This is a genomic window from Streptomyces sp. R33, assembly GCF_041200175.1.
Classification (GTDB): domain Bacteria; phylum Actinomycetota; class Actinomycetes; order Streptomycetales; family Streptomycetaceae; genus Streptomyces; species Streptomyces katrae_B.
The window spans coordinates 2497544-2524212 of record NZ_CP165727.1 but is presented as its reverse complement, the minus strand read 5'-3'; the positions used below and the strand labels follow the sequence as shown (position 1 = coordinate 2524212).

General features: G+C 70.8%; 18 protein-coding genes. 11 read left to right on the top strand and 7 right to left on the bottom strand.

The features are described 5' to 3' along the window. Position 1 precedes the first annotated feature (1 nt). The 4 genes from AB5J51_RS11630 (at position 2) to AB5J51_RS11615 (ending at position 4087) form a co-directional block, all read left to right on the top strand. Entirely contained in the window at positions 2-1006 is a 1005-nt protein-coding gene (locus AB5J51_RS11630; protein ID WP_053788422.1) for an ABC transporter permease, read from the top strand. Beyond that, positions 1003-1989, top strand: coding sequence for an ABC transporter permease (locus tag AB5J51_RS11625; RefSeq protein WP_030293993.1), 987 nt, complete (start codon positions 1003-1005; stop codon positions 1987-1989). The genes AB5J51_RS11630 and AB5J51_RS11625 overlap by 4 nt, the downstream gene beginning before the upstream one ends. Then, entirely contained in the window at positions 1989-3050 is a 1062-nt protein-coding gene (locus AB5J51_RS11620; protein ID WP_053788421.1) for an ABC transporter ATP-binding protein, read from the top strand. The genes AB5J51_RS11625 and AB5J51_RS11620 overlap by 1 nt, the downstream gene beginning before the upstream one ends. A 101-nt stretch (positions 3051-3151) precedes the next feature. Then, positions 3152-4087: an ABC transporter ATP-binding protein gene (locus tag AB5J51_RS11615; protein WP_369780247.1), complete on the top strand. Its 936-nt coding sequence runs from the start codon at positions 3152-3154 to the stop codon at positions 4085-4087. Between the two features lie 85 nt (positions 4088-4172). Here AB5J51_RS11615 and AB5J51_RS11610 read toward each other — a convergent pair whose 3' ends face one another. Further along, complete coding sequence (locus tag AB5J51_RS11610; RefSeq protein ID WP_136223022.1) at positions 4173-4496, bottom strand: hypothetical protein; 324 nt, start codon at positions 4494-4496, stop codon at positions 4173-4175. A 95-nt stretch (positions 4497-4591) separates the two neighbouring features. Further along, complete coding sequence (locus tag AB5J51_RS11605; protein WP_369777643.1) at positions 4592-6655, bottom strand: prolyl oligopeptidase family serine peptidase; 2064 nt, start codon at positions 6653-6655, stop codon at positions 4592-4594. A gap of 99 nt (positions 6656-6754) precedes the next feature. On the opposite strand from AB5J51_RS11605, the gene AB5J51_RS11600 reads away from it, so the two are divergent. Beyond that, positions 6755-8302, top strand: coding sequence for an MFS transporter (locus tag AB5J51_RS11600; protein ID WP_369777642.1), 1548 nt, complete (start codon positions 6755-6757; stop codon positions 8300-8302). Positions 8303-8326: 24 nt separating this feature from the next. Here AB5J51_RS11600 and AB5J51_RS11595 read toward each other — a convergent pair whose 3' ends face one another. From AB5J51_RS11595 to AB5J51_RS11580, 4 genes are all read right to left on the bottom strand, one after another. Next, on the bottom strand, positions 8327-9709 hold the full coding sequence (locus AB5J51_RS11595; protein ID WP_369777641.1) for a cytochrome P450: 1383 nt from the start codon (positions 9707-9709) through the stop codon (positions 8327-8329). 115 nt (positions 9710-9824) lie between these two features. Continuing rightward, positions 9825-10445 (bottom strand): excalibur calcium-binding domain-containing protein, encoded by a 621-nt coding sequence (locus tag AB5J51_RS11590; RefSeq protein WP_369777640.1) that lies wholly within the window; start codon positions 10443-10445, stop codon positions 9825-9827. Between the two features lie 264 nt (positions 10446-10709). Further along, positions 10710-12239 carry a UDP-N-acetylglucosamine 1-carboxyvinyltransferase gene (locus AB5J51_RS11585; protein ID WP_030294036.1) on the bottom strand — a complete coding sequence of 510 codons (1530 nt, stop codon included), beginning with the start codon at positions 12237-12239 and terminating at the stop codon, positions 10710-10712. 158 nt (positions 12240-12397) lie between these two features. After that, on the bottom strand, positions 12398-14308 hold the full coding sequence (locus AB5J51_RS11580) for an amidohydrolase (RefSeq protein ID WP_369777639.1): 1911 nt from the start codon (positions 14306-14308) through the stop codon (positions 12398-12400). 104 nt (positions 14309-14412) lie between these two features. Between AB5J51_RS11580 and AB5J51_RS11575 the strand changes: the two genes are divergently transcribed. The 5 genes from AB5J51_RS11575 (at position 14413) to AB5J51_RS11555 (ending at position 21991) form a co-directional block, all read left to right on the top strand. Further along, positions 14413-15429, top strand: a complete 1017-nt coding sequence (locus AB5J51_RS11575) for a LacI family DNA-binding transcriptional regulator (RefSeq protein ID WP_369777638.1) — start codon at positions 14413-14415, stop codon at positions 15427-15429. 199 nt (positions 15430-15628) lie between these two features. Next, positions 15629-18343 carry an aconitate hydratase AcnA gene (acnA, locus tag AB5J51_RS11570; protein WP_053788520.1) on the top strand — a complete coding sequence of 905 codons (2715 nt, stop codon included), beginning with the start codon at positions 15629-15631 and terminating at the stop codon, positions 18341-18343. Positions 18344-18656: 313 nt separating this feature from the next. Continuing rightward, positions 18657-20084: an N-acetylglucosamine/diacetylchitobiose ABC transporter substrate-binding protein gene (gene ngcE, locus AB5J51_RS11565; protein WP_053788414.1), complete on the top strand. Its 1428-nt coding sequence runs from the start codon at positions 18657-18659 to the stop codon at positions 20082-20084. A 22-nt stretch (positions 20085-20106) separates the two neighbouring features. Beyond that, complete coding sequence (locus AB5J51_RS11560; protein ID WP_053788413.1) at positions 20107-21051, top strand: carbohydrate ABC transporter permease; 945 nt, start codon at positions 20107-20109, stop codon at positions 21049-21051. A 13-nt stretch (positions 21052-21064) separates the two neighbouring features. Beyond that, positions 21065-21991, top strand: a complete 927-nt coding sequence (locus AB5J51_RS11555) for a carbohydrate ABC transporter permease (protein WP_053788412.1) — start codon at positions 21065-21067, stop codon at positions 21989-21991. Between the two features lie 89 nt (positions 21992-22080). On the opposite strand, the gene mgtA is transcribed toward AB5J51_RS11555, so the two are convergent. Continuing rightward, on the bottom strand, positions 22081-24825 hold the full coding sequence (gene mgtA, locus AB5J51_RS11550) for a magnesium-translocating P-type ATPase (RefSeq protein ID WP_369777637.1): 2745 nt from the start codon (positions 24823-24825) through the stop codon (positions 22081-22083). Between the two features lie 604 nt (positions 24826-25429). Between mgtA and AB5J51_RS11545 the strand changes: the two genes are divergently transcribed. Continuing rightward, a complete protein-coding gene (locus tag AB5J51_RS11545; RefSeq protein ID WP_030294052.1) occupies positions 25430-26632 on the top strand; it encodes an ROK family transcriptional regulator in 1203 nt (400 codons plus the stop codon). The last annotated feature ends 37 nt before the right edge of the window (positions 26633-26669 follow it).

The window sequence follows — 26669 nt, the reverse complement described above, 5'->3', positions numbered from 1 at the left end:
CATGACCACCACCGCACCCGGTGCCGGCGGCCGGACGGCCCCGGTCCCGGCTCCGGGCGGCGCACCGGCCCCCGGCGCCGCCAAGGACGGTCCCGCGGCGGCAGCCACCGGCAGCAGCCCCTGGCAGCTCGCGCGGCGGGAGCTCCGCCGCCGCCCCGCCGTCCGCGTCAGCCTCTGCGTCGTCCTCCTCTTCGTCCTGATGGCCGTCACCGCCCCCTGGCTGGGCGCGCTCGGCGGCTGGTCCCCCGAGGAGTTCGACAAGTCCGCCATCGACCCCTACCTCGGCGGCCAGCCACTCGGCTCCCTCGGCGGGATCAGCCCCGAGCACTGGCTCGGCGTCGAACCCGTCACCGGCCGCGACCTGTTCGCCCGCGTCGTCCACGGCGCCCAGGTCTCCCTCCTCATCGCCTTCGCCGCCACCGCCATCGTCGTGGTCACCGGCACCGCCGCCGGGATCGCCGCCGGCTACTTCGGCGGCCGCACCGACATGGTCCTGTCCCGGCTGATGGACCTGACCATGTCCTTCCCGTCCCTCATCTTCATGATCGCGATGCTGTCCGTGGCCAAGGACGTCAACCGGATCGTGCTCATGACCGCCGTCATCGGCGTCTTCGGCTGGCCCGGCGTCGCCCGCGTCGTGCGCGGCCAGACCCTCTCCCTCAAACACCGCGAGTACGTCGACGCCGCCCGCGTCGGCGGCTCGAGCTCCTGGCGGATCCTGACCCGCGACATCCTCCCGGGCGTCTCCGGCCCGGTCATCGCGTACACCACCCTGCTCATCCCCGGCATGATCAGCACCGAGGCCGCGCTCAGCTACCTCGGCGTGGGCGTACGCCCGCCCACCCCGTCCTGGGGCCAGATGATCGCCGAGTCCGTCGCCTTCTACGAGACCGACCCCATGTACTTCGTCATCCCGAGCACCTTCCTCTTCCTCGCGGTACTCGCCTTCACCCTGCTCGGCGACGCCCTGCGCGACATCCTCGACCCGAGGGGCGGCCGCAGTTGATCCTCTACCTCGCGCGCCGGCTGCTCGCCCTCGCGGGCGTCCTGCTCGCCATCGCCGCCGTCACCTTCCTCATCTTCTACGTCCTGCCCTCCGACCCGGCCGCGGCCGCCTGCGGCAAGACCTGCAGCGCCGAACGGCTGGCCGACGTACGGGCGTACCTCGGCCTGGACCAGCCGGTATGGCGGCAGTTCGCCGACTTCCTCACGGGGATCTTCACCGGCCGCACCCTCGGCACCGGCCAGTACGCCGTCCAGTGCGACTTCCCGTGCCTGGGCTACTCGTACGAGAACTCCCTGCCCGTGTGGGACCTGCTGATGGACCGCCTCCCGGTCTCCGCCTCCCTCGCCGTCGGCGCCGCCGTGCTGTGGCTCGTCCTCGGCCTCGGCGCCGGGGTCACCGCGGCCCTGCGCAAGGACACCGCCACCGACAAGGCCCTGATGGTCGGCGCGGTCGCCGCGGCCTCGCTGCCGGTCTACTTCACCTCCGTGATGCTCATCTACGGGGTCATCCGCGTCGCCGGGCTCCTGCCCTACCCCACCTACCAGGCCTTCAGCGAGAACCCGGCCGCCTGGGCCACCAACCTGCTGCTGCCCTGGACCGCGCTCGCCCTGCTCTACGCCGCCATGTACGCCCGCCAGAGCCGGGGTTCGATGATCGAGGCCATGGCCGAGCCGTACATCCGTACCGCCCGTGCCAAGGGCATGCCCGAGCGCACCGTCGTCGTCAAGCACGGGCTGCGCTCCGGGATGACCCCGATCCTCACCATCTTCGGCATGGACCTCGGCGGGCTGCTCGCCGGAGCCGTCATCACCGAGTCCATCTTCGGACTCCCGGGCATCGGGCGGCTGTTCTACGGGGCCCTGGTCAGCTCGGACCAGCCGGTGGTCCTCGGGGTCACGCTGCTCGCCGCCTTCTTCATCGTGGTCGCCAACCTCGTCGTCGACCTCCTGTACGCCGTCATCGACCCGAGGGTGAGGTACTGATGGGCGCCCCAGCCGCCGCCCCCCTGCTGGAGGTGCGCGACCTGCGCGTCACCTTCACCACTCCGCGCGGCTCCGTACGGGCCGTCGACGCGCTCGGCTTCACCGTGGAGGCCGGCCGGACCCTCGGCATCGTCGGCGAGTCCGGCTCCGGCAAGTCGGTCACCTCGCTCGCCGTCATGGGCCTGCACCGGGGCGCCGAGGTCGGCGGCTCCATCGCACTGGCCGGGCAGGAGCTCACCGGGATGTCCGAGAAGGAGCTGTCCCGGCTGCGCGGCCGGAAGATGGCCATGATCTTCCAGGACCCGCTGTCCAGCCTGCACCCCTACTACACCGTCGGCGAGCAGATCGCCGAGCACTTCCGGGTGCACTTCAAGGCCGGCCGGGCCGCCGCGCGCCGGCGCGCCGTCGACATGCTCGGCGAGGTCGGCATCCCGGAACCGGCCCGCCGGGCCGGGGAGTACCCGCACCAGTTCTCCGGCGGCATGCGCCAGCGCGCGATGATCGCCATGGCGCTGGCCTGCGAACCCGATCTGCTGATCGCCGACGAACCCACCACCGCCCTCGACGTGACCGTGCAGGCGCAGATCCTCGAGCTCATCGCCCGGCTCCAGCAGGAGCGCGGCCTCGGAGTCGTGATGATCACCCACGACCTGGGGGTGGTCGCCCGCGTCGCGCACGAGGTGCTGGTCATGTACGGCGGCCGGGCCGCCGAACAGGCCGGCGTCGACGAACTGTTCGCCGACCCGGCGCACCCGTACACCCGGGGCCTGCTCGACTCCCTGCCCCGGCTGGACGACGCCGACGACGAACCCCTGCGCGCCATCCCCGGTTCGCCGCCCTCCCTGCTCGGGCCCGCCCCGGGCTGTGCGTTCGCCCCGCGCTGCCCCCTGGCCGCCGCGGGCACCGCGGAGCAGCAGCGCCGCTGCGCCACCGAGCGGCCCGAGCCACGGCCCTACGGGGCCGCCGGCCGCACGGCCGCATGCCACTTCACGGGGGCCGGGGCCGTGCCCGTTGCCGCATCCGCCCCGACCGCCCCGACCGCCCCGGAGGCGTCCCGATGACCGTAGAGGCCCGCTCCCCGGACACCACCGCACGGCCGGACCGGGCCGCCGGGACGGACCAGGCGCCGCCCGAGCCGCTGCTGTCCGTACGCGATCTCACCATGGCCTTCCCCGGCAGACGCACCACGTCCGGGCGCCGCGGGGCGCCCGTCCGCGCCGTCGACGGGATCTCCTTCGATCTCGCGGCGGGCGAAACCCTCGGCCTGGTGGGCGAGTCGGGCTGCGGGAAGTCCACCACCGGCCGGATGCTGGTGCGGCTGCTGGAGCCCACCTCGGGCAGCATCGCCTTCGACGGACGGGACATCACCCGGCTCACGCAAGGAAGGCTGCGCCCGCTGCGCCGCCACCTCCAGATGGTCTTCCAGGACCCGCACTCCTCCCTCAACCCCCGCCAGACGGTGGCCCGGATCATCTCCGACCCGCTGCTCGTGCAGGGCTGGTCGACCTCGGACGCCCGCCGCCGGGCGGCCGAACTGATGGACCTGGTCGGGCTGATCCCGGAGCACATCGACCGCTACCCGCACGAGTTCTCCGGCGGCCAGGCCCAGCGCATCGGGATCGCCCGCTCGCTGGCCACCAGCCCCCGGCTGATCGTCGCCGACGAGCCCGTCTCCGCGCTCGACGTCTCCGTCCAGGCGCAGATCGTCAACCTGATGGAGCGCCTGCGCCGCGAACTCGGCCTGGCCTACGTGTTCATCGCGCACGACCTGTCCGTGGTGAAACGGGTCAGCGACCGGGTCGCCGTCATGTACCTCGGCCGGATCGTCGAGATCGGCGAAAAGCGCACCCTGTACGAGAACCCCCAGCACCCGTACACCCGGGCCCTGCTGTCCGCCGTTCCGCTGCCGGATCCGGCGGCCGAGCGGCGGCGGGAGCGGATCGTCCTGCTCGGCGACCCGCCGAGCCCGGCGGCACCGCCCCCGGGCTGCACGTTCCACCCGCGCTGCCCGAAGGCGCAGGAGATCTGCCGGACGGAGCGCCCGCTGCTGCGGATCGCCGCCTCGCGCGAGGTGGCCTGCCACTTCCCCGGTGACTGACGGGGATCCCGGGGAAGAAGGAAGAGGCCCCCGGAGCCGGCACGATCGGCTCCGGGGGCCTCGGCCGTGCGGGCCGGCCGGCAGGTCACGGCTGCGGGGCGAAGGCCGCCCGGACGAGGGCGGTGAGGACCAGGGCTGCCGCAGGTGCGTACCACCAGCGCCGCAGACGGCCGCTCGTCACGCCGGCCCAGGTCCCCGCGAGGACCGGGAGCTCCACCACGAGGCCGAGCCCCGCCGTCACGCGCACCGTGTCCGTCACCGTGCTGTCCCAGGGCCCTTCGGACTCGGTGAGCAGTGCGACCAGGACGAAGTAGCCCGCCACGGTGTGCAGGACGAGCAGGACGGCCGCCCACGCGGCCGTCGCCGCCCGATCGCGCCAGGTGCGGTCCGGTATCTGCTGCTCGGTCATGTGCTGAGTGCCTCGTGTCCTCGATGTCGTGGCCGGAGCCACGACCGTAGACCGGGACGGTGTCCGCGCAGCAGCCGGGTCCGCCGCGTACCCGGCTACGCGAGTTCGCGGCGGAAGAACTCCAGTTCCAGGGCCATGAGCTTCTCCTTCGTGCCGTTCGGGGTCATGTGGGTGACGCCGGGCAGGGCCAGGAGCTGGTGCGGGCGGCCTGCGTCCGTCAGGGCCTGGGAGAGGCGCAGGGTGTGCGAGGGGTGGACGTTGTCGTCGGCCAGGCCCGTGATGAGCAGCAACGGCCGGCTCAGGTTCGGGGCGTCCGGGATCAGCGAGTCCCGCTCGTACACCTCGGGGTTGTCCTGCGGCAGTCCGAGGTAGCGCTCGGTGTACGCGGTGTCGTAGTGCCGGAAGTCGGTCGGCGCGGCCCCGGCGGCCGCCGCGTGGAAGACGTCCGGGCGGCGCAGCACCGCCATCGCGGAGAGGTAGCCGCCGTACGACCAGCCGCGCACCCCGACCCGGCCGAGGTCCAGGTCCGGGTGGCGTTCGCCGAGCGCGTGCAGGGCCGCGACCTGGTCGTCCAGGGTGACCTCGGAGAACCCGCGGTACACGGCGTGGGTGAAGGCGGGGGAGACGTACGGGGTTCCGCGGTTGTCGACGGTCACCACCGCGAAGCCGCGGTCGGCCCACCACTGGCGGTGCTGCCAGCGGCGCGGCTCGGCGGACACGTCCTGGAAGCCGGGGCCGCCGTAGCTGTCCATGAGGACGGGCAGCCGCCGGCCGGGGACGTGGCCGCGGGGGAACACCACCGAGGTGGGGACGGCGTGCTCGGTAACCCGTTCCAGCAGCGGGACCACCCGGTACGGCAGCCGCGCGGCCAGGTCGGCGGGCACGAACTCGCGCCCGTCGGCGGTGCGTACGGTCCGCCGGATCCCGTCGGCGTCGGCGGAGGTCAGCAGCAGCGTTCCGGCGGAGGCCTGGACGCTGTGCACCCCCGGTCCGTCGGCCAGCGGGGCCGCTTCCCCCGTGGCGGGGTCGAGGAGCAGGACCTGCTGTTCGGCGGGGTCGCGCTGCCCGGCCTCGATCAGGAGGCGGTCGCGGTGGGTGCCGGCCACGCGGCGGACCTGGATCCCGTCCCCGGTGAGCGGTTTCCCGTCGACGGCGAGGCCGCGGGCGCAGCCGTCCGGAGTGTCGGCGGCGGTGAGCAGCCGGCCGTCGGCGAGCCGGGCCGGGGTGCCGGGCAGCATCGGGTCGACCCAGTGGGGGTGGGTGGTGCGGGACAGCTCCCGGGTACGGCCGGTGGCCGGATCGGCGGAGAGCAGCAGGACGCATTGCTGGAGCCGGTCCTGGACCGTCAGCAGGATCTCCGTCTCCGACTCCCAGCCGGCATCGGAGACGTACGGGTACGTCACCGCGTCCCAGTCGAGCCGTACGCGGCCGCCGCCCGGGCCGAGCACCCACAGCTGGATCTCGGCGTTGGGCCCGCCCGCCTCGGGATACGCGAAGTCCTCGGCCGGGAGCTCGGGGTGCGCGGGGTCGGCGAAGTGGCGCCGCTGGAGGGCGGATTCGTCGACGCGGGCGGCCAGCAGGGTCTCCCCGTCGGGGGACCACCAGTGGCCCCGGCTCCGGTCCAGTTCCTCGGCGGCGGCGAACTCGGCGATGCCCCAGCGGGCCCCGTCGGCCGGGCTGACCCGGCCGCCCGGGTGGGTGTACAGGGCGTCGTCGGTGACGTACGCGGTGCGGGAGCCGTCGGCGTTGAGCCGCGGGTCGAGGGCGGGCCCGGCGGCCGGGAGCTCCTCGGGCGCGACCGTGGGGGTGCCCTCGTACCCGACCCGGTACAGCCGCCCGTACAGCGGGAACACGGCGCTGCGGCCGTCGCCGGAGAGCGCGTACGAACCGATCCCGGCAGCGACCAGCCGGATCCGCTCCCGCAGCCGGCGCTCGGCGGCCGGCAGGGTGCCCGGCTCGGGGGACAGCTCGCGGGGGTCGGCGAGGCGGGTCTCGGCGCCGGTGGCGGTGTCCAGGACCCAGAGGCTGTCGAAGGCGTCGGTGGGGCCGGTGGAGCGGAGGAACCAGAGCAGCCGGCCGTCGTCCCCGAAGGAGAACGCGCGCGGGGCGCCGTACGTGAAGCGGCCGGTGCTCGCGGAGAGCCTGAGGAAGTCATCCATGATCGGTAGTGTGTCATGTGAAATGGCACACTGTACATGTCGTTCGGGGCTAGGCCATTCGAGTGGTGTACCCCCGGTAGCAGGTTTAGCGTCGAAAAGGTGGACCGGAACGCAACGCCGACCAGCAAGGGGACCGACGGCAAGGTCCGGGGCAGCGGCAACGGGCTGGCGCTGGTCGTCATCGCCTCCTGTCAGCTCATGGTCGTTCTCGACATCACCATCGTGAACATCGCGCTGCCGCACATCCAGACCGCCCTCGGCTTCTCCACCGAAAGCCTGTCCTGGGTCGTCAACGCCTACACCCTCACCTTCGGCGGACTGCTCCTCCTCGGCGGGCGCACCGGCGACATCCTCGGCCGCAAACGCGTGTTCATCTTCGGCGTGCTCCTCTTCGGCCTGGCCTCACTGCTCGGCGGGCTCGCCCAGAACGAGGGCCAGCTGATGGCCGCCCGGGCCCTGCAGGGCGTCGGCGGCGCCATCGCCTCCCCGACCGCCCTGGCGCTGATCACCACCACGTTCCGCGAAGGCCCGCCGCGCAACCGGGCGTTCGCCGTGTTCGCCGCCGTCTCGGCGGGCGGCGGCGCGATCGGACTGCTGGCCGGCGGCGTCCTCGTCGAGTGGCTCAACTGGCGCTGGGTGCTCTTCGTCAACGTCCCGATCGCCCTGGCCATCGCCCTGATGGCCCGGCGCGTCATCCGCGAGTCCGCACGCCACCCCGGACACTTCGACGTCGCCGGCGCGCTGCTGTCCACGCTCGGCATGGTCGCGCTCGTCTACGGCTTCATCCGCGCCTCCCAGGAGGGCTGGACCGACCCGATCACGCTCGGCTCCTTCGGGGCGGCCGTGGTCCTGCTCCTGCTGTTCTTCCTCAACGAACGGCGCTCGCCGCAGCCGATCACCCCTCTGCACATGTTCGCCGACCGCAACCGGGCCGGGTCCTACGGCATCATGCTCTTCCTGGCCTGCGCCATGTTCGGCATGTTCTTCTTCCTGACCCTGTTCGTGCAGAACGTACTGGGCTTCAGCCCGCTGCAGGCCGGCCTCGCCTTCCTGCCGGTGAGCGCCGTCATCGCCGTCGGCGCGGGCGTCACCTCCCAGCTCCTGCCGAAGTACGGGCCGAAACCCTTCATGGTGGCGGGAGCGCTGTGCGCGTCGGCCGGCCTGGCCTGGCTGACGCGGACCGACGTCGACTCGACGTACCTGGGCAGCATCCTGGGCCCGATACTCGTCTTCAGCCTCGGCATGGGCATGAACTTCGTCTCGCTGACCCTGATGGCCCTGTCCAACGTCCCCGACCGGGAGTCGGGCGCTGCCTCCGGACTGCTCAACACGACGCAGCAGGTGGGCGGATCGCTGGGCCTGTCCATCCTGGTCACGGTGTTCGGCACGGCCAGCCGCAACGAGGCCCACGACCAGGTCCCGGCCTTCCTGAGCCAGGCCGACCCCGCCCAGAAGGCCCTCTTCCTGCGGACCGGGCAGCTGCCGGACCCGTGGGGCGACCAGGTGCTCACCTCGGGCGTGAGCTCCGCGTTCATCGTCGCGGCCTGCTTCGCCCTGGTCTCCGCGGCCATTGCGCTGCTCGTGATCCAGGTCCGCCCGTCGGACCTGGAACGCCTCAAGGGCAACCACGCCCCGGCGGCCGTCTGAGGGGCCGTCCGAGCCGTCCGGTCGCTATCCGGCCGTGCTCCGGATCCGGCAGCGGATCGGGCCGTCCGCCCGCAGGGTGATCCCGGCGCTGACCGGGACGTCGGTGTCCACGGCCTCGAACTCGTGCGCCCGCAGGATCATCGCCAGCGCGATCACCGACTCCAGCATCGAGAAGTGCTGCCCGATGCAGGCACGCGGGCCGCCACCGAACGGGAACCAGGCGTAGCGGGGACGCCCGGCTTCCGCCTCCGGGGTGAAGCGGTCCGGGTCGAAGCGGTCCGGATCCGGCCAGTACCCAGGGTGCCGGTGCGTCACCCACGGGGCCAGGATCACGTCCGAGCCCGCCGGAATGGTCCGTCCCCCGACCTCGGTGGCCGCGACCGAACTGCGGCCGATGACCGGGGCGGCGGGATAGAGCCGCATCGCCTCCTTGAGGACCTGCGTGAGGTACGGGAGCCGGTCCAGGTCGGCGGCCTCCGGCGTACGGTCGCCCAGGACGCGGGAGATCTCCTCCCGGGCCCGCGCCTGCTGCTCGGGGTGGCGGGCCAGCAGGTGCAGCGAGAAGGCGAGCGAGGTGGCCGTCGTCTCGTGGCCGGCGAGCAGGAAGATCAGGACCTGGTCGCGCAGCTCGGCGGCGTCGAACTCCCCGTCGTCGGTGCTCGTTGCGGCGGCGAGCAGGCTCAGCAGGTCCTCGCCCCCGGCCGGGGCACCACTGCGCCGCTCGGCGATGATCCTGTCGCACACCGCGTAGAGCTCGTCCATCGCGGCGGCCGCCCGCTTGTTGCCCGGAGTGGGCCAGGTACGCGGGAAGTTGGCGGGGGAGTAACCGCGGCGCAGCACGTACTCCGTGATGACCGGAAAACACCGGTCGACGACGTCGACGGTGGCCTCCACGTCCGTGCCGAACAGGATCCGGGCGACCGCGCGCAGGGCGAGCTGCATCATCTCCTCGCCGACGTCGACGACTTCGCCGGGAGCCTGCGCCCAGCCCGCGACCACCGCCTGGGTCTCGGCCGCGACGGCGCCGGCGTAGCCGTCCACCCGGCGCTTGGTGAACAGCGGCTGGACCAGCCGGCGCTGGCGCAGGTAGTCCTCGTCCTGGCTGGTCAGCAGACCGTTGCCGAAGGAGTCCCGGAGCTCCTGGTAGAAGGCGTTGTCCTTGCGGAAGTTGGCCGACTCCGAGGCCAGGACCTGCTGCGCACCCTCCGCGGAGAAGACGCAGTACAGCTCGGCGCGCAGCCCCGGCGGGCCGGCGGTGATCCGTACGACGTCGCCGCGCTGCTGCTGGGCGCGCAGATAGGTTCCGAGCGAGTCCGATTTCAGGTCGAAGAGGGAACCGAGCAGGGGCATTCCCCCGAGCGCGGGTACCTCCGTACCGGTTTCCGTCCGTGTATCCGCTGCTGCCATGGCCGCCCCCTCGACACCGTACCGACGGGGCCGATTCTGCCCGGCCCGCGCCGCAGGCGCCGAGGATCGCTCCGCCACGCGGCTGAAACACATCGGTCGGTTTGCCTCTTTGTCACTACTTGTCGCAGGCGATGCCGTCCTTGTCCCGGTCGAGGGCGTCGCGGTAACCGGGCTGGCCGCGCCGCATGGGCGCCGCCCCGGCGGCCTTGGCTTCGGCGCAGCTCTTGAAATAGACGCTGCTCCCGCCGCTGCCGCCCCCGCTGCCGCCGCCGTCACCGCCGGTGGAGCCGCCGTCGGTCGGGGGCGAGGTCTTCGGCTTCGGCGGGGCGGGAGTCCGGCTCGCCGCCGGGGCCTTCGAGGGGGCGAGGGCGGCGCCGGCCTTGTCCGGGCACGGCTTGCCGGGCGCGACGAGCGAGAGCTCGACGGCGGACGACGGCTCGAGGGGGCTCCCGGCCGCCGGGGTCTGGAAGCACACCGCCCACGCGGCGTGGTCCGCGGCCAACGGGACGTCGCTGTAGGCGCTGCGCGCCTCGACGGCTCTGCTGACCAGCTTCTTGACGGCGGCCTCGGCGTCGGTGAACTTCTGCCCGACGAGCGTGGGCATCGCGGCCGTACTGGGCGAGGCCGCAGGCGCGGCAGGGGTCGTGGCGCCGGCTGGCTTGTCCGCCCCCTTCTTCGGCGCGGCATCCTCGCATCCGCTGCCGAGCAGGACCACTGCCCCCACGAGCGCTGCCACGGCGAATCCCCGACGGTGGAACATGAATGGCCCCCCAAGATCAACACTCTGCAGAACCGCCGCAGCGTACGCGTGTCACTCCACCACACGCGAAGCGGTTTCACGCCGCTTTCCCCGGCATGCGCATGCCCATGAACGTGCGGGCCCGCCGCTCAGGCAGAGCGGCGGGCCCGCAGGTGGGGTCACGGCCAGAGCGCGGTCGCCCGGGAGTGGTGCACGGGGGGCCCGCCTGCACCATCCGGGGCGCCCGGACCCGTCACCGCATCAGATGTCGCGGAAGATTTCGATCTGGGCGCCCACCGAGTTGAGGCGTTCCGCCAGTTCCTCGTAGCCGCGGTTGATCACGTAGACATTGCGCAGGACCGAGGTGCCCTCCGCCGCCATCATGGCCAGGAGGACGACCACCGCCGGGCGCAGGGCCGGCGGGCACATCATCTCCGCCGCGCGCCAGCGCGTCGGGCCCTCGACCAGAACGCGGTGGGGGTCCAGGAGTTGGAGGCGGCCGCCGAGGCGGTTCAGGTCCGTCAGGTAGATGGCCCGGTTGTCGTACACCCAGTCGTGGATCAGGGTCTGGCCCTGGGCGGCGGCCGCGATGGCCGCGAAGAACGGGACGTTGTCGATGTTCAGCCCGGGGAACGGCATCGGGTGGATCTTGTCGATCGGCGCCTCGAGCTTCGAGGGGCGGACCGTCAGGTCGACCAGGCGGGTGCGGTTGTTGTCCGCCGTGTACTCCGCCGAGCGGTCGTGGTCGAGGCCCATCTCCTCCAGCACCGCGAGCTCGATCTCCATGAACTCGATCGGGACCCGGCGGATCGTCAGCTCCGACTCCGTGACCACCGCGGCCGCGACCAGGCTCATCGCCTCGACCGGGTCCTCGGAAGGGGAGTAGTCCACGTCCACGTCGATGTTCGGGATGCCGTGGACGGTCAGGGTCGTCGTGCCGATGCCCTCCACGCGCACGCCCAGCGCTTCCAGGAAGAAGCACAGGTCCTGGACCATGTAGTTGGACGAGGCGTTGCGGATGACCGTGACGCCTTCGTGCCGGGCGGCGGCCAGCAGCGCGTTCTCGGTGACCGTGTCCCCGCGCTCGGTCAGCACGATCGGGCGGCCCGGGGAGACCCCGGCCTCGACCTTCGCGTGGTAGATGCCCTCGGTCGCGGTGATGTCCAGGCCGAAGCGGCGCAGGGCGATCATGTGCGGCTCGATGGTGCGGGTGCCGAGGTCGCAGCCGCCGGCGTACGGCAGGCGGAACTGGTCCATCCGGTGCAGCAGCGGGCCCAGGAACATGATGATGCTCCGGGTGCGGCGGGCCGCGTCCGCGTCCATGGCGTCCATGTCGAGGCGGGCCGGCGGGACGATCTCGAGGTCCACGCCCTCGTTGATCCAGCGCGTGCGGACACCGATGGAGTTCAGGACCTCGAGGAGCCGGTAGACCTCCTCGATGCGGGCGACCCGCCGCAGGACCGTACGGCCCTTGTTGAGCAGCGAGGCGCACAGCAGCGCCACGCACGCGTTCTTGCTCGTCTTGACGTCGATGGCGCCGGACAGCCGGCGGCCGCCGACGACCCGCAGATGCATCGGGCCGGCGTAGCCCAGGGAGACGATCTCGCTGTCGAGAGCTTCACCGATTCGGGCGATCATCTCAAGGCTGATGTTCTGGTTGCCGCGCTCGATCCGGTTCACGGCGCTCTGGCTGGTGCCGAGCGCGTCCGCGAGCTGACTCTGCGTCCAGCCCCGGTGCTGCCGGGCGTCACGGATGAGCTTGCCGATGCGTACGAGGTAGTCGTCTGCCATGGATGCACCGTATCTCAGATATGAGATGCCTCCTGCTTCGGGTGTGGCAGACGGGTGTTACCGACCGTCAGATGCCCTGAGCGTCGCCTTCACCCGCCTCCTCACCCGCCTCTCTCGTCGCATCATTCCCATTACGGACATTCGGCTCATTGTGTGTATCAGTGCCCGCAGGCGTGGTGTCGGCCGCCGTGCACCGCCGCGTACGAGGCCGGACGCGGACCGGATCCCGCCCGGGCTGCCCGGGCCGCCGCGGCGCGGCCCGTCGCCGAGTCCGCGTCGTGCACCACCCGGCCGCCGACCAGGGTCATCCGTACGCCCGTCCCGCTGATGTCGGCCACCGGACAGCGGGTCACATCCCGGTCCAGCACCACCAGGTCCGCCGCCTTGCCCGGCTCCACCGTCCCCGTCAGCCCCTCCTGCCTCAGCTGCCACGCCGTCCCCGACGTGTGCATCCGCAGCACCGAGCTCCGGCTCAGCCCCTCCAACTCCCGGTGCAGCTCGCCCGTGCCGTACGCCCCCTGCCGGTCGATCGCGGTCCGCAGCTGGTTCCACACCTGGAGCGCGTCCACCGGCCAGTCCGAGCCGCCGGTCAGCCGGGCCCCCGCCCGCTCCAGGCTGCGTGCCGGGTACATCCACCGGTGGCGCTCCGGCCCGATGTACGGGAGCAGCGCCTCCATCGTCCAGGTGTCCTCGGCGGCCCACTGGAGCTGCATGCAGGCCGCGACGCCCAGCTGCGCGAAGCGCCGCAGGTCCGCCGGGTCCACGATCTGCAGATGCGCCACGGCATTGCGCGCATCCCGCTGACCGGTCACCCGGCGGGCGTACGCGTATCCGTCCAAAGCCGTCCGTACCGCCCGGTCTCCGAGCCCATGGGCGTGCAGCTGCCAGCCGGCCTTGTTGAACGCGGCCGTGAGCCGGCCGTAGTCCGCCGCCGAGGTGTACAGCTCGCCCCGGTTGCCGGTCGGCCTCCCGTTCCCGTCCAGGTACGGCTCCAGCAGCGCCGCGGTCTGCGCCGGGTACTCGATGACCCCGTCCAGGAACACCTTGACCATCCCGAACCGCAGGCCCCGTACCCCCTCGAACTCCTTTCGCAGCCCGCGCGCGTACGCCAGCGAGGCCGCGGGGTCCTTGGTCTGCTCCGCCTCCAGCCGGATCGCCGGCACGATCCGCTGCGGCAGCTTCCCCGCAGCCGACAGGGCCTGGTAGAGCTCCAGCTCGTGCCGCCCCACCAGGGCGTCCATCATCGTGGTGACCCCGGACGCGGCCGCCAGCTCCAGCACCTTCGCGCAGGCGGCCACCAGTTCGGCCCGCGAGGGCTCCGGGATGTGCCGCTTCACCAGCTCCTGGGCGTCGTCCTTCAGGACGCCCGTGGGCTGCCCGTCCGGGCCCTTCACGATCCGGCCGCCGACCGGGTCCGGGGTGGCGGCCGTGATCCCGGCGATCTCCAGGGCCCGCCGGTTCACCCAGAGGTTGTGCCCGTCGCCGCCGACCAGCGCGACGGGTCTGCGGGTCGCCAGCGCGTCCAGCATCGAGTGGTGCGGCACGCTCCCGGTCGGCAGCAGCCCGACCGGGTTCCAGTCCTCCACCACCAGCCAGGCGTCGGGCTCCGCACCCGCGCCCCCCGTGTCGGCGAGGAAGCCGGCCAGCAGCTCCCGGAGCTCGGGCAGGGTGGTCTCCGCCCCTTCCAGCGAGGGCCGCAGGGAGCGGTCGCCGGCGCCCAGCGGGTGCACGTGCCCGTCGTGGACGCCGCTCATCACGGTGTTCCCGTGCGCATCGACGACCTCGGTGTCCCGCCCGATGTGCCGGCGCACCGCCGAACCGCTCCCGGTGGCCAGGATCTTCCCGTCCCGGCCGACCGCGACGGCCTCCACCGGCGCACCGCCGCCGGCGGTACCGGTGAACACCCGGGCGTTGTGGATCACCAGGGCGGCCGAACCGCGCGACCCGGAGCCGGAGGAAGAGGCCGCTGCCGGCCCCGCGCCCAGCAGACCGGCCGCGCCCGCCGCGCCGACGGCCCCGAGAAGGCCCCGCCGCGAGAGGGGAGAAGGCGAAGCAGAAGCAGAGGTCATGGCCACTCCAAACGTTGGTGTGGCCAGGACACTGTTTGATTAACCCCTTAACCAGAACCCACCGCCACCGACGAAATCCGCACCTCCGTCCGTACGATGACCCCGTGCCCGGGCCCGGACCGACCATCGCCGACATCGCGCGCGCCGCGGAGGTCTCCACCGCGACCGTCTCGCACGCGCTGGGCGGCACCGGCCGCGTCGGCGAGTCCACCCGCCGCCGGGTCCGCGAGGTGGCGGCCGCCCTCGGCTACAGCGCCGGCCGCGGCCCCCGCACCCGTACGCTCGGCCTCGCCGTCACCACGTACGCGGGCTCCGCCTGGAACTTCGTCGAGATCGCCTACTTCTCGCGGCTGCTGACCGCCGCCACCGCGGCCGCCCACGCCCGCGGCTACGCCCTCACCGTGCTGCCCGCCGACCGGGGCGCCGAGCCGCTCTGGCACACCCTCGCCGTCGACGGGATGCTCCTGCTCGACAGCCCGGCCGGCGACCCGGTGCTCCGCGCGCTGCGCGCCCGGGGCCTGCCGGTGGTCTTCGACGGCCGTCCCCCGGACCCGCGGCCCGCGGACGTGTGGGTGGACAACGACCACGAGGCCACCACCCGAGAGGTCCTCGACCACCTCGCCGCGTCCGGGGCCCGGCGGATAGCGCTGCACTCCGCGTACGGCCGGGAGTACTACACCGAGGCCGTCACCTCCGCCTACACCCGCTGGTGCGCCGAGCGCGGGGCGCCCGCACTGGTGGTCCCCTTCGACCCCGAGGACGCCCCGGGGCACGCCTTCGACGCCGCGTTCGCCGCGCCCGGCCGCCTCCGCCCCGACGCCGTGTACTGCGTGTACGACCCCGGCGGCCGCCAGGTGCTGGCCGCCGCCGCCCGGCACGGGCTGCGGATACCGGACGAGCTGCGTCTGGTCTGCGCGAGCGAGGATCCCTCGTACGCGGCCGGAGATCCGGCAGTGAGCACGGTGACGCTGCGGCCGGAGGTGATCGGCGAGAGGGCCGTCGCCGCGCTGGTCGCGCTGCTGGAGTCCCCGGACGGCGTACCGCCCGGCCAGCTGACCGTCCCGGCCGCGCTGACCGCACGCATGTCCTCCCGTACGGCTCCGGGCGGGCCGTCGCTGTGATCTGGCCCATGCCGTGCATGACCAGGGCGCGGCAATGCACTAGAGTTATCTCGACATCGAGATATCTGCCGAAGGCGTACCGCAGCCGCCCCTGCTGGTAAGGATTGCCTAAGTTAGCCTTACCTTAGCGGATTGGCCACAGGGCGTGGCGGCAGGATTGCGGTAAAACGCGCGAATTTCATGCATGAAGGAGACTGTCGTGTCGGCGAACAGCTTCGACGCCCGCAGCACGCTGCAGGTGGGCGACGAGTCGTACGAGATCTTCCGGCTGGACAAGGTTGAGGGCTCTGCCCGCCTTCCCTACAGCCTGAAGGTGCTGCTGGAGAACCTGCTCCGCACCGAGGACGGCGCGAACATCACCGCCGACCACATCCGGTCGCTCGGCAACTGGGACTCGCAGGCCCAGCCCAGCGAGGAGATCCAGTTCACGCCGGCCCGCGTGATCATGCAGGACTTCACCGGCGTCCCCTGCGTCGTCGACCTCGCCACCATGCGCGAGGCCGTGAAGGCCCTCGGCGGCGACCCGGCGAAGATCAACCCGCTCTCGCCCGCCGAGATGGTCATCGACCACTCGGTCATCGCCGACAAGTTCGGCACGAAGGACGCCTTCGCGCAGAACGTCGAGCTCGAGTACGGCCGCAACAAGGAGCGCTACCAGTTCCTGCGCTGGGGCCAGACCGCCTTCGACGACTTCAAGGTCGTCCCCCCGGGCACCGGCATCGTCCACCAGGTCAACATCGAGCACCTGGCCCGTACCGTCATGGTCCGTAACGGTCAGGCCTACCCCGACACCCTCGTCGGCACCGACTCGCACACCACCATGGTCAACGGCCTGGGCGTGCTGGGCTGGGGCGTCGGCGGCATCGAGGCCGAGGCCGCGATGCTCGGCCAGCCGGTCTCCATGCTGATCCCGCGCGTCGTGGGCTTCAAGCTGACCGGCGAGCTGCCGACCGGCACCACCGCCACCGACCTCGTGCTGACCATCACCGAGATGCTGCGCAAGCACGGTGTCGTCGGCAAGTTCGTCGAGTTCTACGGTGAGGGCGTCGCCGCCACCTCCCTCGCGAACCGCGCCACCATCGGCAACATGTCGCCGGAGTTCGGCTCCACCGCCGCGATCTTCCCGATCGACGACGAGACCCTGAAGTACCTGCGCCTGACCGGCCGCGACGCCCAGCAGGTCGCGCTCGTCGAGGCGTACGCCAAGGAGCAGGGCCTGTGGCTGGACCCGGCCGCCGAGCCTGACTTCTCCGAGAAGCTCGAGCTCGACCTCTCCACGGTCGTCCCCTCCATCGCCGGCCCGAAGCGTCCGCAGGACCGCATCGTCCTGGCCAACGCCGCCGAGCAGTTCGCCGTGGACGTGCGCAACTACGTCAGCGACGACGAGGAGGCCGGCAAGGAGTCCTTCCCGGCGTCCGACGCCCCGGCCTCCGCCAACGGCGTGCCGACCCGCCCGACCCAGGTCACCCTGGCCGACGGCACCTCCTTCGAGATCGACCACGGCGCCGTCACCGTCGCCGCGATCACCTCCTGCACCAACACCTCGAACCCCTACGTCATGGTCGCCGCGGCGCTCGTGGCGAAGAAGGCGGTCGAGAAGGGCCTGTCCCGCAAGCCGTGGGTCAAGACCACCCTGGCCCCGGGCTCGAAGGTCGTCACCGACTACTTCGACAAGGCCGGCCTGACCCCGTACCTGGACAAGATGGGCTTCAACCTCGTCGGGTACGGCTGCACCACCTGCATCGGCAACTCCGGTCCGCTGGACGAGGAGATCTCGAAGGCGATCAACGAGCACGACCTCGCGGTCACCTCGGTGCTCTCCGGCAACCGCAACTTCGAGGGCCGGATCAACCCGGACGTCAAGATGAACTACCTGGCCTCCCCGCCGCTGGTCGTCGCGTACGCCATCGCGGGTTCCATGAAGGTGGACATCACCAAGGACGCCATCGGCATCGACACCGAGGGCAAGCCGGTCTTCCTGCAGGACATCTGGCCGTCCGAGGCCGAGGTCAACGACGTCGTGGCGAACGCCATCGGCGAGGACATGTTCAGCAAGTCCTACCAGGACGTCTTCGCGGGCGACGCCCAGTGGCAGGCGCTGTCGATCCCGACCGGCAACACGTTCGAGTGGGACCCGCAGTCCACCTACGTGCGCAAGCCCCCTTACTTCGAGGGCATGACGATGGAGACCACCCCGGTCTCTGACATCGCCGGCGCGCGCGTGCTGGCGAAGCTGGGCGACTCGGTCACCACCGACCACATCTCCCCGGCCGGTGCGATCAAGGCCGACACCCCGGCCGGCAAGTACCTCACCGAGCACGGCGTCGAGCGCCGCGACTTCAACTCGTACGGTTCCCGCCGCGGCAACCACGAGGTCATGATCCGCGGTACGTTCGCCAACATCCGCCTGCGCAACCAGATCGCGCCGGGCACCGAGGGCGGCTTCACCCGCGACTTCACGGTCGAGGGCGCGCCGGTCGCGTTCATCTACGACGCCTCGCAGAACTACCAGGCCGCCGGCATCCCGCTGGTCATCCTGGCGGGCAAGGAGTACGGCTCGGGCTCGTCCCGTGACTGGGCGGCCAAGGGCACCGCGCTGCTCGGCGTCAAGGCCGTCATCGCCGAGTCCTACGAGCGCATCCACCGCTCGAACCTGATCGGCATGGGCGTGCTGCCCCTGCAGTTCCCGGAGGGCGCCTCGGCGGCCGCGCTGGGCCTCACCGGCGAGGAGACCTTCTCCTTCACCGGTGTGGAGGAGCTGAACAACGGCACCACCCCGCGCACGGTCAAGGTCACCACCGACACCGGTGTGGAGTTCGACGCGGTCGTCCGCATCGACACCCCGGGTGAGGCGGACTACTACCGCAACGGCGGCATCATGCAGTACGTGCTCCGCAACCTCATCCGCGGCTGAGCACCTTAGCCGCACCAGCGGCACCAGCGGCACCAAAGGGCCGTATCCCCGTTAAGGGGGTACGGCCCTTCCGCTTTTCCCGGCCCGGGCCAGGTTTCGGGGAGGTCTCAACTCGGAAAAGCTGACAGTCAACCGTGTGCATGATCTTGCTCACACGAGCGGAAGTGGACTATACCTGTGCCCGTCCGGATCACCGCGTTACGAGCGGTACCGGACCGGGGGATGGCGGGGACCTGCGGTGATGTCCGTATGCGCGGTGACCGTCGCGATTTCCGGCCTCCTTCACACTTCTGACGAAGGCGAGGACATGAGCATGGGATCCACTGGTGAGGGCATCGGCCGCCGTGACCTGATCAAGCGCTCCGTGGCACTGGGACTGATCTCGGTCCCCACGATGAGCTTCCTGTCCGCCTGCGCCTCCGGCGGCGAGGACACCTCCACGAAGGGGCCGGACAAGGGTGCGGTGACCAAGGAGAACCCGTTCGGCGTGGCCAAGGGCGGCAAGCTCGACGTCGTCGTCTTCAAGGGCGGGTTCGGCGACGACTACGCGAAGGCCTGGGAGGCCGCCTTCGACAAGAAGTGGGGCACCACCAGCTCCCACCTGGGCACCCAGGAGATCGCCGCCAAGCTCCAGCCCCGCTTCAACGGCGGCAACCCGCCGGACGTCATCGACGACTCCGGCGCCCAGCAGATCAAGATCGACGTCCTCGCCAAGGGCGGCCAGCTGGCCGAGCTCACCCAGGTGCTCGACGCGCCCTCGCTCGACGACCCGAGCAAGAAGGTCCGGGACATGCTCATCCCCGGCACCGTGGAACAGGGCACCCAGGGCGGCAAGTTCGTCGCGCTCTACTACGTCTACACGGTGTTCGGCTTCTGGTACTCGGGCAAGCTCTTCAAGGAGAAGGGCTGGGCCGAGCCGAAGACCTGGGACGCGTTCCTCGACATCTGCACCAAGGCCAAGGCCGCGGGCATCGGCGGACTCGCCCACCAGGGCAAGTACCCGTACTACATCAACGTCGTCATCATGGACCTGATCGCCAAGAAGGGCGGTCTGGAGGCCATGAAGGCGATCGACAACCTCGAGCCGAACGCCTTCGAGGGCAACCCCGCCGCCCTCGCGGCCGTCGAGGCGGTCTACGAGATCGTCGAGAAGGACCTGCTGATGGCCGGCACCAACGGCCTCACCCACACGGAGTCCCAGACCGCCTGGAACCAGTACAAGGCCGCCTTCATCCCCTCCGGCTCCTGGCTGGAGAACGAGCAGCTCAAGCAGACCCCGGACGACTTCGACATGAAGTTCCTGCCGGTGCCGACGCTCGCCGACAGCAAGCTGCCCTTCGAGGCCATCCGGGCCGGCGCCGGCGAGCCCTTCATCGTCCCGGAGAAGGCCGCCAACAAGCCCGGCGGCCTGGAGTTCCTCCGCTCGATGCTGTCCCGCGAATGGTCGACCCTCTTCGCCCAGCAGGCCAACTCCCTCACCGTCGTCAAGGACGGCGTCGACCCGAACGTCAAGCTGCGCCCCGGCACGGCGTCGGCGGTCGCGGCCGTCAAGACGGCCGGCACGAACACCTTCAACTACCTGTACCCCGACTGGTACAGCGAGATGGACACGGAGATCCAGAACGCGTCCAATGAGCTGATGGCCAAGCGGATCCAGCCAAAGGAATGGATCAAGCGGGCCCAGGCTGCGGTAGACAAGGCTGCCAAGGACCCGAACGCCAAGAACAACCACCGCAGCTGACATCGTCCAAGGGGCGGACACCATGAGCCAAGTAGCCCAGGGCAAGGGAAGGACCGGCTTCATCGCCGGCTTCCTGATCCTGCCGCTCGCGCTGTACCTGACTTTCGTCATCTGGCCGTACATCCAGACGTTCGGCTACTCCTTCACCAACTGGTCCGGACAGTCGCCCACGTTCGACTTCGTCGGCCTGGACAACTACGCCGCGCTGATGAAGGACGAGGTCTTCCGCGGCGCCCTGTGGCACAACCTGCTGCTCCTGGTGTTCGTCCCGACCGTCACCATCCTGCTGGCCCTCTTCTTCGCCTTCATGGTGAACGCCGGAGGGCGCAGCGGGGCGGGCGGGGTGCGCGGCGTCCGCGGCTCCTCCGTCTACAAGATCGTCTACTTCTTCCCGCAGGTCCTGTCGCTGGCCATCCTCGCCGTGCTCTTCGGCGCCGTGTACCGCAGCGACGAGGGCGGCCTGCTCAACGGATTCCTCACCAAGCTGGGCCTTGTCGACCCGGCCCACCCCGTCGAATGGCTCAACCAGCCGAACCTCGTCCTGTGGTGCCTGCTCCTGGTGGTGGTCTGGCACGGGGTCGGCTTCTACCTCGTCCTCTTCTCGGCCGCCATGCAGTCCGTACCCAAGGACATCTACGAGGCCGCCCTGCTCGACGGCGCCGGGCGCGCCCAGACCTTCCTCAAGGTCACGCTGCCCCTGCTGTGGGACTCCGTGCAGACCTCGGCGGTGTACCTGGGCATCGCCGCGATGGACATGTTCGTCCTGGTGTCGACCATGACTTCCGGCCAGTTCGGCGGCGGACCCGACCACCACAGCGAGGTCATGGCCACGGTGCTGATGCGCAACTTCCTGTACTTCGGCAAGAGCGGCTACGCCTGCGCCATGGGCGTGGTCATGCTCGTCCTGACCATGATCCTCTCCGTCGTCACGCTGCGCGCCACCCGCCGCGAGCGCATCGAGTTCTGAGAGGAGATCCCCGATGACCACAGTGATCAAGGCACCGGGCGAGGCCTCGGCCGAGCGGTCCGGCGGCAGCGGCCGCTCCAAGGAGGGCGGGAGCACCGGCTCCGACGGCATGGTGCTGAACGTCTTCTCGCACGGGTTCCTCGCCGTCTGGGCGATACTGATCGTCCTGCCCCTGATCTGGCTGGCGCTCGGCTCGTTCAAGACCGACTCCCAGATCGGCGGATCGGCCCTCAGCTGGCCCTCCAACTGGCACTTCGACGCCTTCTCCCGGGCCTGGGACAAGGGCATCGGCGACTACTTCGCCCACACGCTGATCGTGATGGCGTTCTCGGTGCCGCTGACCATGCTGCTCGGCTCGATGGCGGCGTACGTGCTGGCCCGCTACCCGTTCCCGGGGAACCGGCTCTTCTACTACTTCTTCGTCAGCGGGGCGATGTTCCCCGTCTTCCTGGCGCTCGTCCCGCTGTTCTTCATGGTCAAGCGCCTGGACATGCTCAACACGTACCAGGGTCTGATCCTGGTGTACGTGGCCTACTCGATGCCGTTCACCGTCTTCTTCATGCACTCGTTCTTCCGCACGCTGCCGACGGCCGTGCACGAGGCCGCGGTGATCGACGGGGCCTCCGACACCCGGATCTTCTTCCAGGTGATGCTGCCCATGGCCAAGCCCGGCCTGATCAGCGTCGGGATATTCAATGTCCTGGGCCAGTGGAACCAGTACATCCTGCCCTCCGTGCTGATGCAGCCGCAGACCGGATCGGACCCCGAGCGCTACATGCTCACCCAGGGCCTGATCCAGCTGCAGTACCAGATGGGGTACGAGACGGACCTGCCGGTGCTGTTCGCCGGCGTGACCATCGCGATGATCCCGATGCTGGTGGTCTACCTGTCCTTCCAGCGCCAGATCCAGGCAGGCCTGACCTCCGCCACCCTCAAGTAGCGGGGGCGGCGGCGGCCGGGGGCGACGCCGATCGCCCCCGGCCGTCCGCCGGGGCTCGCGGTCCACCCGCGGCCGCCCGTTGCCGGGCCTTACAGCCAGGTGCCGAACCTGCGGATGTACAGGGTCTTCAGGAGCTGCGTGAGCGCGCAGTACGCCAGCAGTACGCCGATCAGCCACGGGAAGTAGCCCGTCGGCAGGGGTACGAAGCCCAGCGATGCGGCCAGCGGCGAGAAGGGCAGGTACAGCCCGGTCAGCACCGCGAGGACGGTCATCACCATCACCGGCCAGGATGCCCGGGACTGGATGAAGGGGATCTTCCGGGTACGGATCATGTGGACGATCAGGGTCTGCGAGAGCAGCCCCTCGATGAACCAGCCGGACTGGAACAGCGCCTGGTCGGCCTCGCTGTCGGCGCCGAACACGTTCCACATGATCACGAACATCGCGATGTCGAAGACCGAGCTGATCGGGCCGATGCAGACCATGAACCGGCCGATGCCCTTGGCGTCCCAGTTGCGGGGCTTCCTCAGGTACTCCTCGTCCATCCGGTCCCACGGGGTCGCCAGCTGGGCGATGTCGTAGACCAGGTTCTGCACGAGCAGCATGATCGCGAGCATCGGCTGGAACGGGATGAACGCGCTCGCCACCAGGACCGAGAAGACGTTGCCGAAGTTCGACGACGCCGTCATCTTGATGTACTTGATCGTGTTGCCGAAGGTGGTCCGGCCCTGGATCACGCCCTGCTCCAGGACGGTCAGGTCCTTCTCGAGCAGGATGATGTCCGCCGACTCCTTCGCGATGTCGACCGCGGTGTCGACGGAGATGCCGACATCGGCGTCACGCAGCGCGGCGGCGTCGTTGATGCCGTCCCCGAGGAAGCCGACGGTGTGGCCGCCGGCCTGCAGGGCCCGTACGATCCGGGCCTTCTGCACCGGGTTGACCTTGGCGAAGACCGTCGTACGGGCGGCCAGCGCGCGCAGTGCCGCGTCGTCGAGGGCGTCGATCTCGGCGCCGAGCACCACGTGCCCGACGTCGATGCCGACGTCCGCGCAGACCCGGGCGGCGACGAGGTCGTTGTCGCCGGTGACGACCTTGACCGCGATGCCCTTGTCGGCCAGGCCCTGGAGGGCCCGGGCCGCGTCGGCCTTCGGCGGGTCGAGGAAGGCGAGGAAGCCGACCAGGGTCAGCTGCTCCTCGTCCGCGACGGAATAGGTGTCGCGCGGGCTGCTCATCGTGCAGGTGGCGACGGCGAGGACGCGCAGGCCCCGGCGGTTGTTGTCCTCGGCGATGCGGGTGACGTGGCTGCGCAGCTGCCCGGTGAGTTCGACCCTCCGGCCGCGGTCGCGCACGTGGGTGCACAGGTCCAGGACCTCCTCCACCGCGCCTTTGGTGATCAGGACGTGCTCGGGGCGGCCGGGGGCGCCGACGATGCGGTTGCGGTCCAGGACCACGGACATCCGCCGGCGGGCGAAGTCGAAGGGGATCTCGTCGACCATCGAGAACCGTGCGTCGACGACAACCTCCTCGGCCTCGTCGACCCGGTTGATGACCGCCTGGTCCATCAGGTTCCTCAGTCCGGTCTGGAAGTGCGAGTTGAGGTAGCCGTACTCCAGGACCTCGTCGTCCTCGTTGCCGTGCACGTCCAGGTAGCGGTCCAGGACGATCCGGTCCTCGGTGAGGGTGCCGGTCTTGTCCGTGCAGAGCACGTCCATCGCGCCGAGGTTCTGGATCGCGTTGAGGCGCTTGACGACGACCTTGCGCTGGGACATGGCGACCGCGCCGCGCGCCAGGTTCGCGGAGACGACCATGGGCAGCATCTCGGGGGTCAGGCCGACCGCGACGGCGATGCCGAAGAGGAACGCCTCGTCCCAGTCGCCTTTGGTGAGGCCGTTGATCGCGAACACGACCGGGACCATGACCAGCATGAAGCGGATCAGCAGGAAGCTGACCTTGCGCACGCCGTTGTCGAAGTTGGTCTGCGGGCGCTCGCCGACCAGCGAGCCGGCCATCGAGCCGAAGTAGGTGTCGGCGCCGGTGGCGACGACCACGCCGGTGGCGGTGCCGGAGGTGACCGAAGTCCCCATGAGGACCAGGTTGTCGGCCTCGACCGGGTCGGTGGTCTCGAACTGGCCGAGGTCCTCCGTGGGGGTCCCCCCGGCGGAGCGAGGGGGAGCGTCGGCCTTGGCCACCGGCAGGGACTCGCCGGAGAGCGCGGCCTGGCCGACCATCAGGTCCTTGGCGGTGATCAGCCGCAGGTCGGCCGGGATCAGGTCACCGGCGGCCAGCTTCACCACATCGCCCGGGACCACCTGGTCCATGGGCACCTCGACGGTGGCCGCCCCCGCGCCGCTGCCGGCCCGGCGCTGCACCGCGCAGGTGGTGGTGACGAGCTCCTTCAGTGCTTCGGCGGCGCGGCCGGAGCGGAACTCCTGCCAGAAGCGCAGCAGTCCGCTGACCCCCACCATCACGGAGAGGATGACGACGCCCGGATCGGCCGGGTCCTGCCACCACATGACGGCGGCCAGGAAGACCAGGACGGCGATGAAGGGGTTCCGGAACGCCTTCGCGAGCCGGACCCACCAGCGCGGGGCGCGCTCGTGGGCGACGACGTTGGCGCCGTGCCGCTCCAGGCGCAGCGCCGCCTCGGCGTGCGTGAGGCCGCCCGGGGTGGCGGAGAGGTCCTGCAGGACCTGGGCGCCGGGGCGGGCGCTGAATCCGGCGAGCTGCTCGCCGGCGCGCCGGGTACGGGACTCCAGCTCGGCGGCCTTGCGCTCGCGGCGGCCCCTGCCCGGCGGTGCGAGCCTGGCCGGGGTACGGGGGGTGAGCATGGTCATGACGAATACCTCCCTCCACTGCGTCCGGGCAGCACGGAGCCGCGCGGTCACGTGGAGTGATCACAGGTCGGCGCAGGGCGGCGCGAAGCGCCGGCGGGCACGCCGATGGGCATGGATGACGCACGCCCGGCGAAAGGGCCGGGGCATGCGGAAGGAATTGGGAGGGGAGAAGGAAAAGGAATGCAGACCGCACGGAGGCGGCGGTGTGTGCCGCAGCCGCACCGCGGTGTACCGCGGCCGTGCGCACTCAGGGAAGGATCAGCTGATCGAGGTCAGCCGACGAGAGCGCTGCAAAGACTTCGATCGGGACTCATCCCGAACACCTCCTTGCGTAGCGCCGTCATGACAGGGCGCCCGATCCGGCCGGAAAGGCCGCAGAGGACCGGCGCCTCAGCGACCGTAGCACGATCTAGAGGGATGTCTTTCATACTTATGACCGGTAGTGGCCGATTCGTTCCGCGTCAGCCTCTTGACGTCTGGAGGGCCAAAGGCTCGACTTAAGGTTCACAAGTTGGAGAGACGCCGGGGTCTCGGAGCACCAAGCCGCGATGCCGGCTCGGGGGGCGACGGTCGGCCGTCGCTTATGGGCAGGAGTGGATGAGTCGTGCAGACTCCCGGATCGCAGTCTTCACTGCACCGCGCGAATCTCGAACGGGTCGTGCGGGCGGTGCGGCTCGCGGGTTCGCTGACCCAGGCGGAGATCGCCCGGTCCACCGGACTGTCGGCGGCCACGGTCTCCAACATCGTCCGCGAGCTCAAGGACGGTGGGACCGTCGAGGTCACGGACACCTCGGCCGGCGGCCGGCGGGCGCGCAGCGTCTCGCTCAGCGGCGACGCCGGCATCGTGATCGGCGTGGACTTCGGCCACACCCACCTGCGGGTGGCGGTCGGCAACCTCGCTCACCAGGTGCTGGCCGAGGAGTCCGCCCCGCTGGACGTGGACGCCTCCTGGGCGGACGGCTTCGACCGGGCGGAAGCCCTGGTCGGGGAGCTGATCGCGGGCATCGGGGTGGGCCTGGACAAGGTCATCGGTGTGGGGCTCGGCGTCCCCGGCCCGATCGACGTGGAGTCCGGGACCCTCGGCTCCACCGCGATCCTGCCGGGCTGGGCCGGGATCAACCCGCGCCAGGAGCTCTCGCAGCGCCTCGGCGTGCCCGTGTACGTGGACAACGACGCCAACCTCGGAGCGCTCGGGGAGCTGGTGTGGGGGAGCGGCCGCGGGGTCAAGGACCTCGCGTACATCAAGGTCGCCAGCGGCGTCGGCGCCGGCCTGGTGATCAACGGGCAGATCTACCGGGGGCCCGGCGGCACCGCCGGCGAGATCGGGCACATCACCCTCGACGAGTCCGGCCCGGTCTGCCGCTGCGGCAACCGCGGCTGCCTGGAGACCTTCGCCGCGGCCCGGTACGTGCTGCCGCTGCTGCAGAGCACGCACGGGCCCGAGCTCACCATGGAGCGGGTGGTCGAACTGGCCCGGGAGGGCGACCCGGGCTGCCGCCGGGTCATCGCGGACGTAGGCCGCCATGTGGGTAGTGGTGTCGCGAACCTGTGCAACGTTCTGAATCCGAGCCGCGTCGTGCTCGGCGGTTCGCTGGCGGAGGCCGGTGAACTGATCCTGGCCCCCATACGCGAGTCCGTGGGGCGGTACGCGATCCCCAGCGCGGCACGGCAACTGTCCGTACTCACAGGGTCGTTGGGCAGCAGGGCCGAGGTGCTGGGCGCGCTGGCCCTGGTGCTGAGCGAGATGGGCGATTCGACCCTTCTGGCCGGTTCGCCGAGCCTCAGGCTCTTGCCTTCAGTTAGATAACGGATGGCACCGTTGTCATCTCGTTAAGGATTCACTC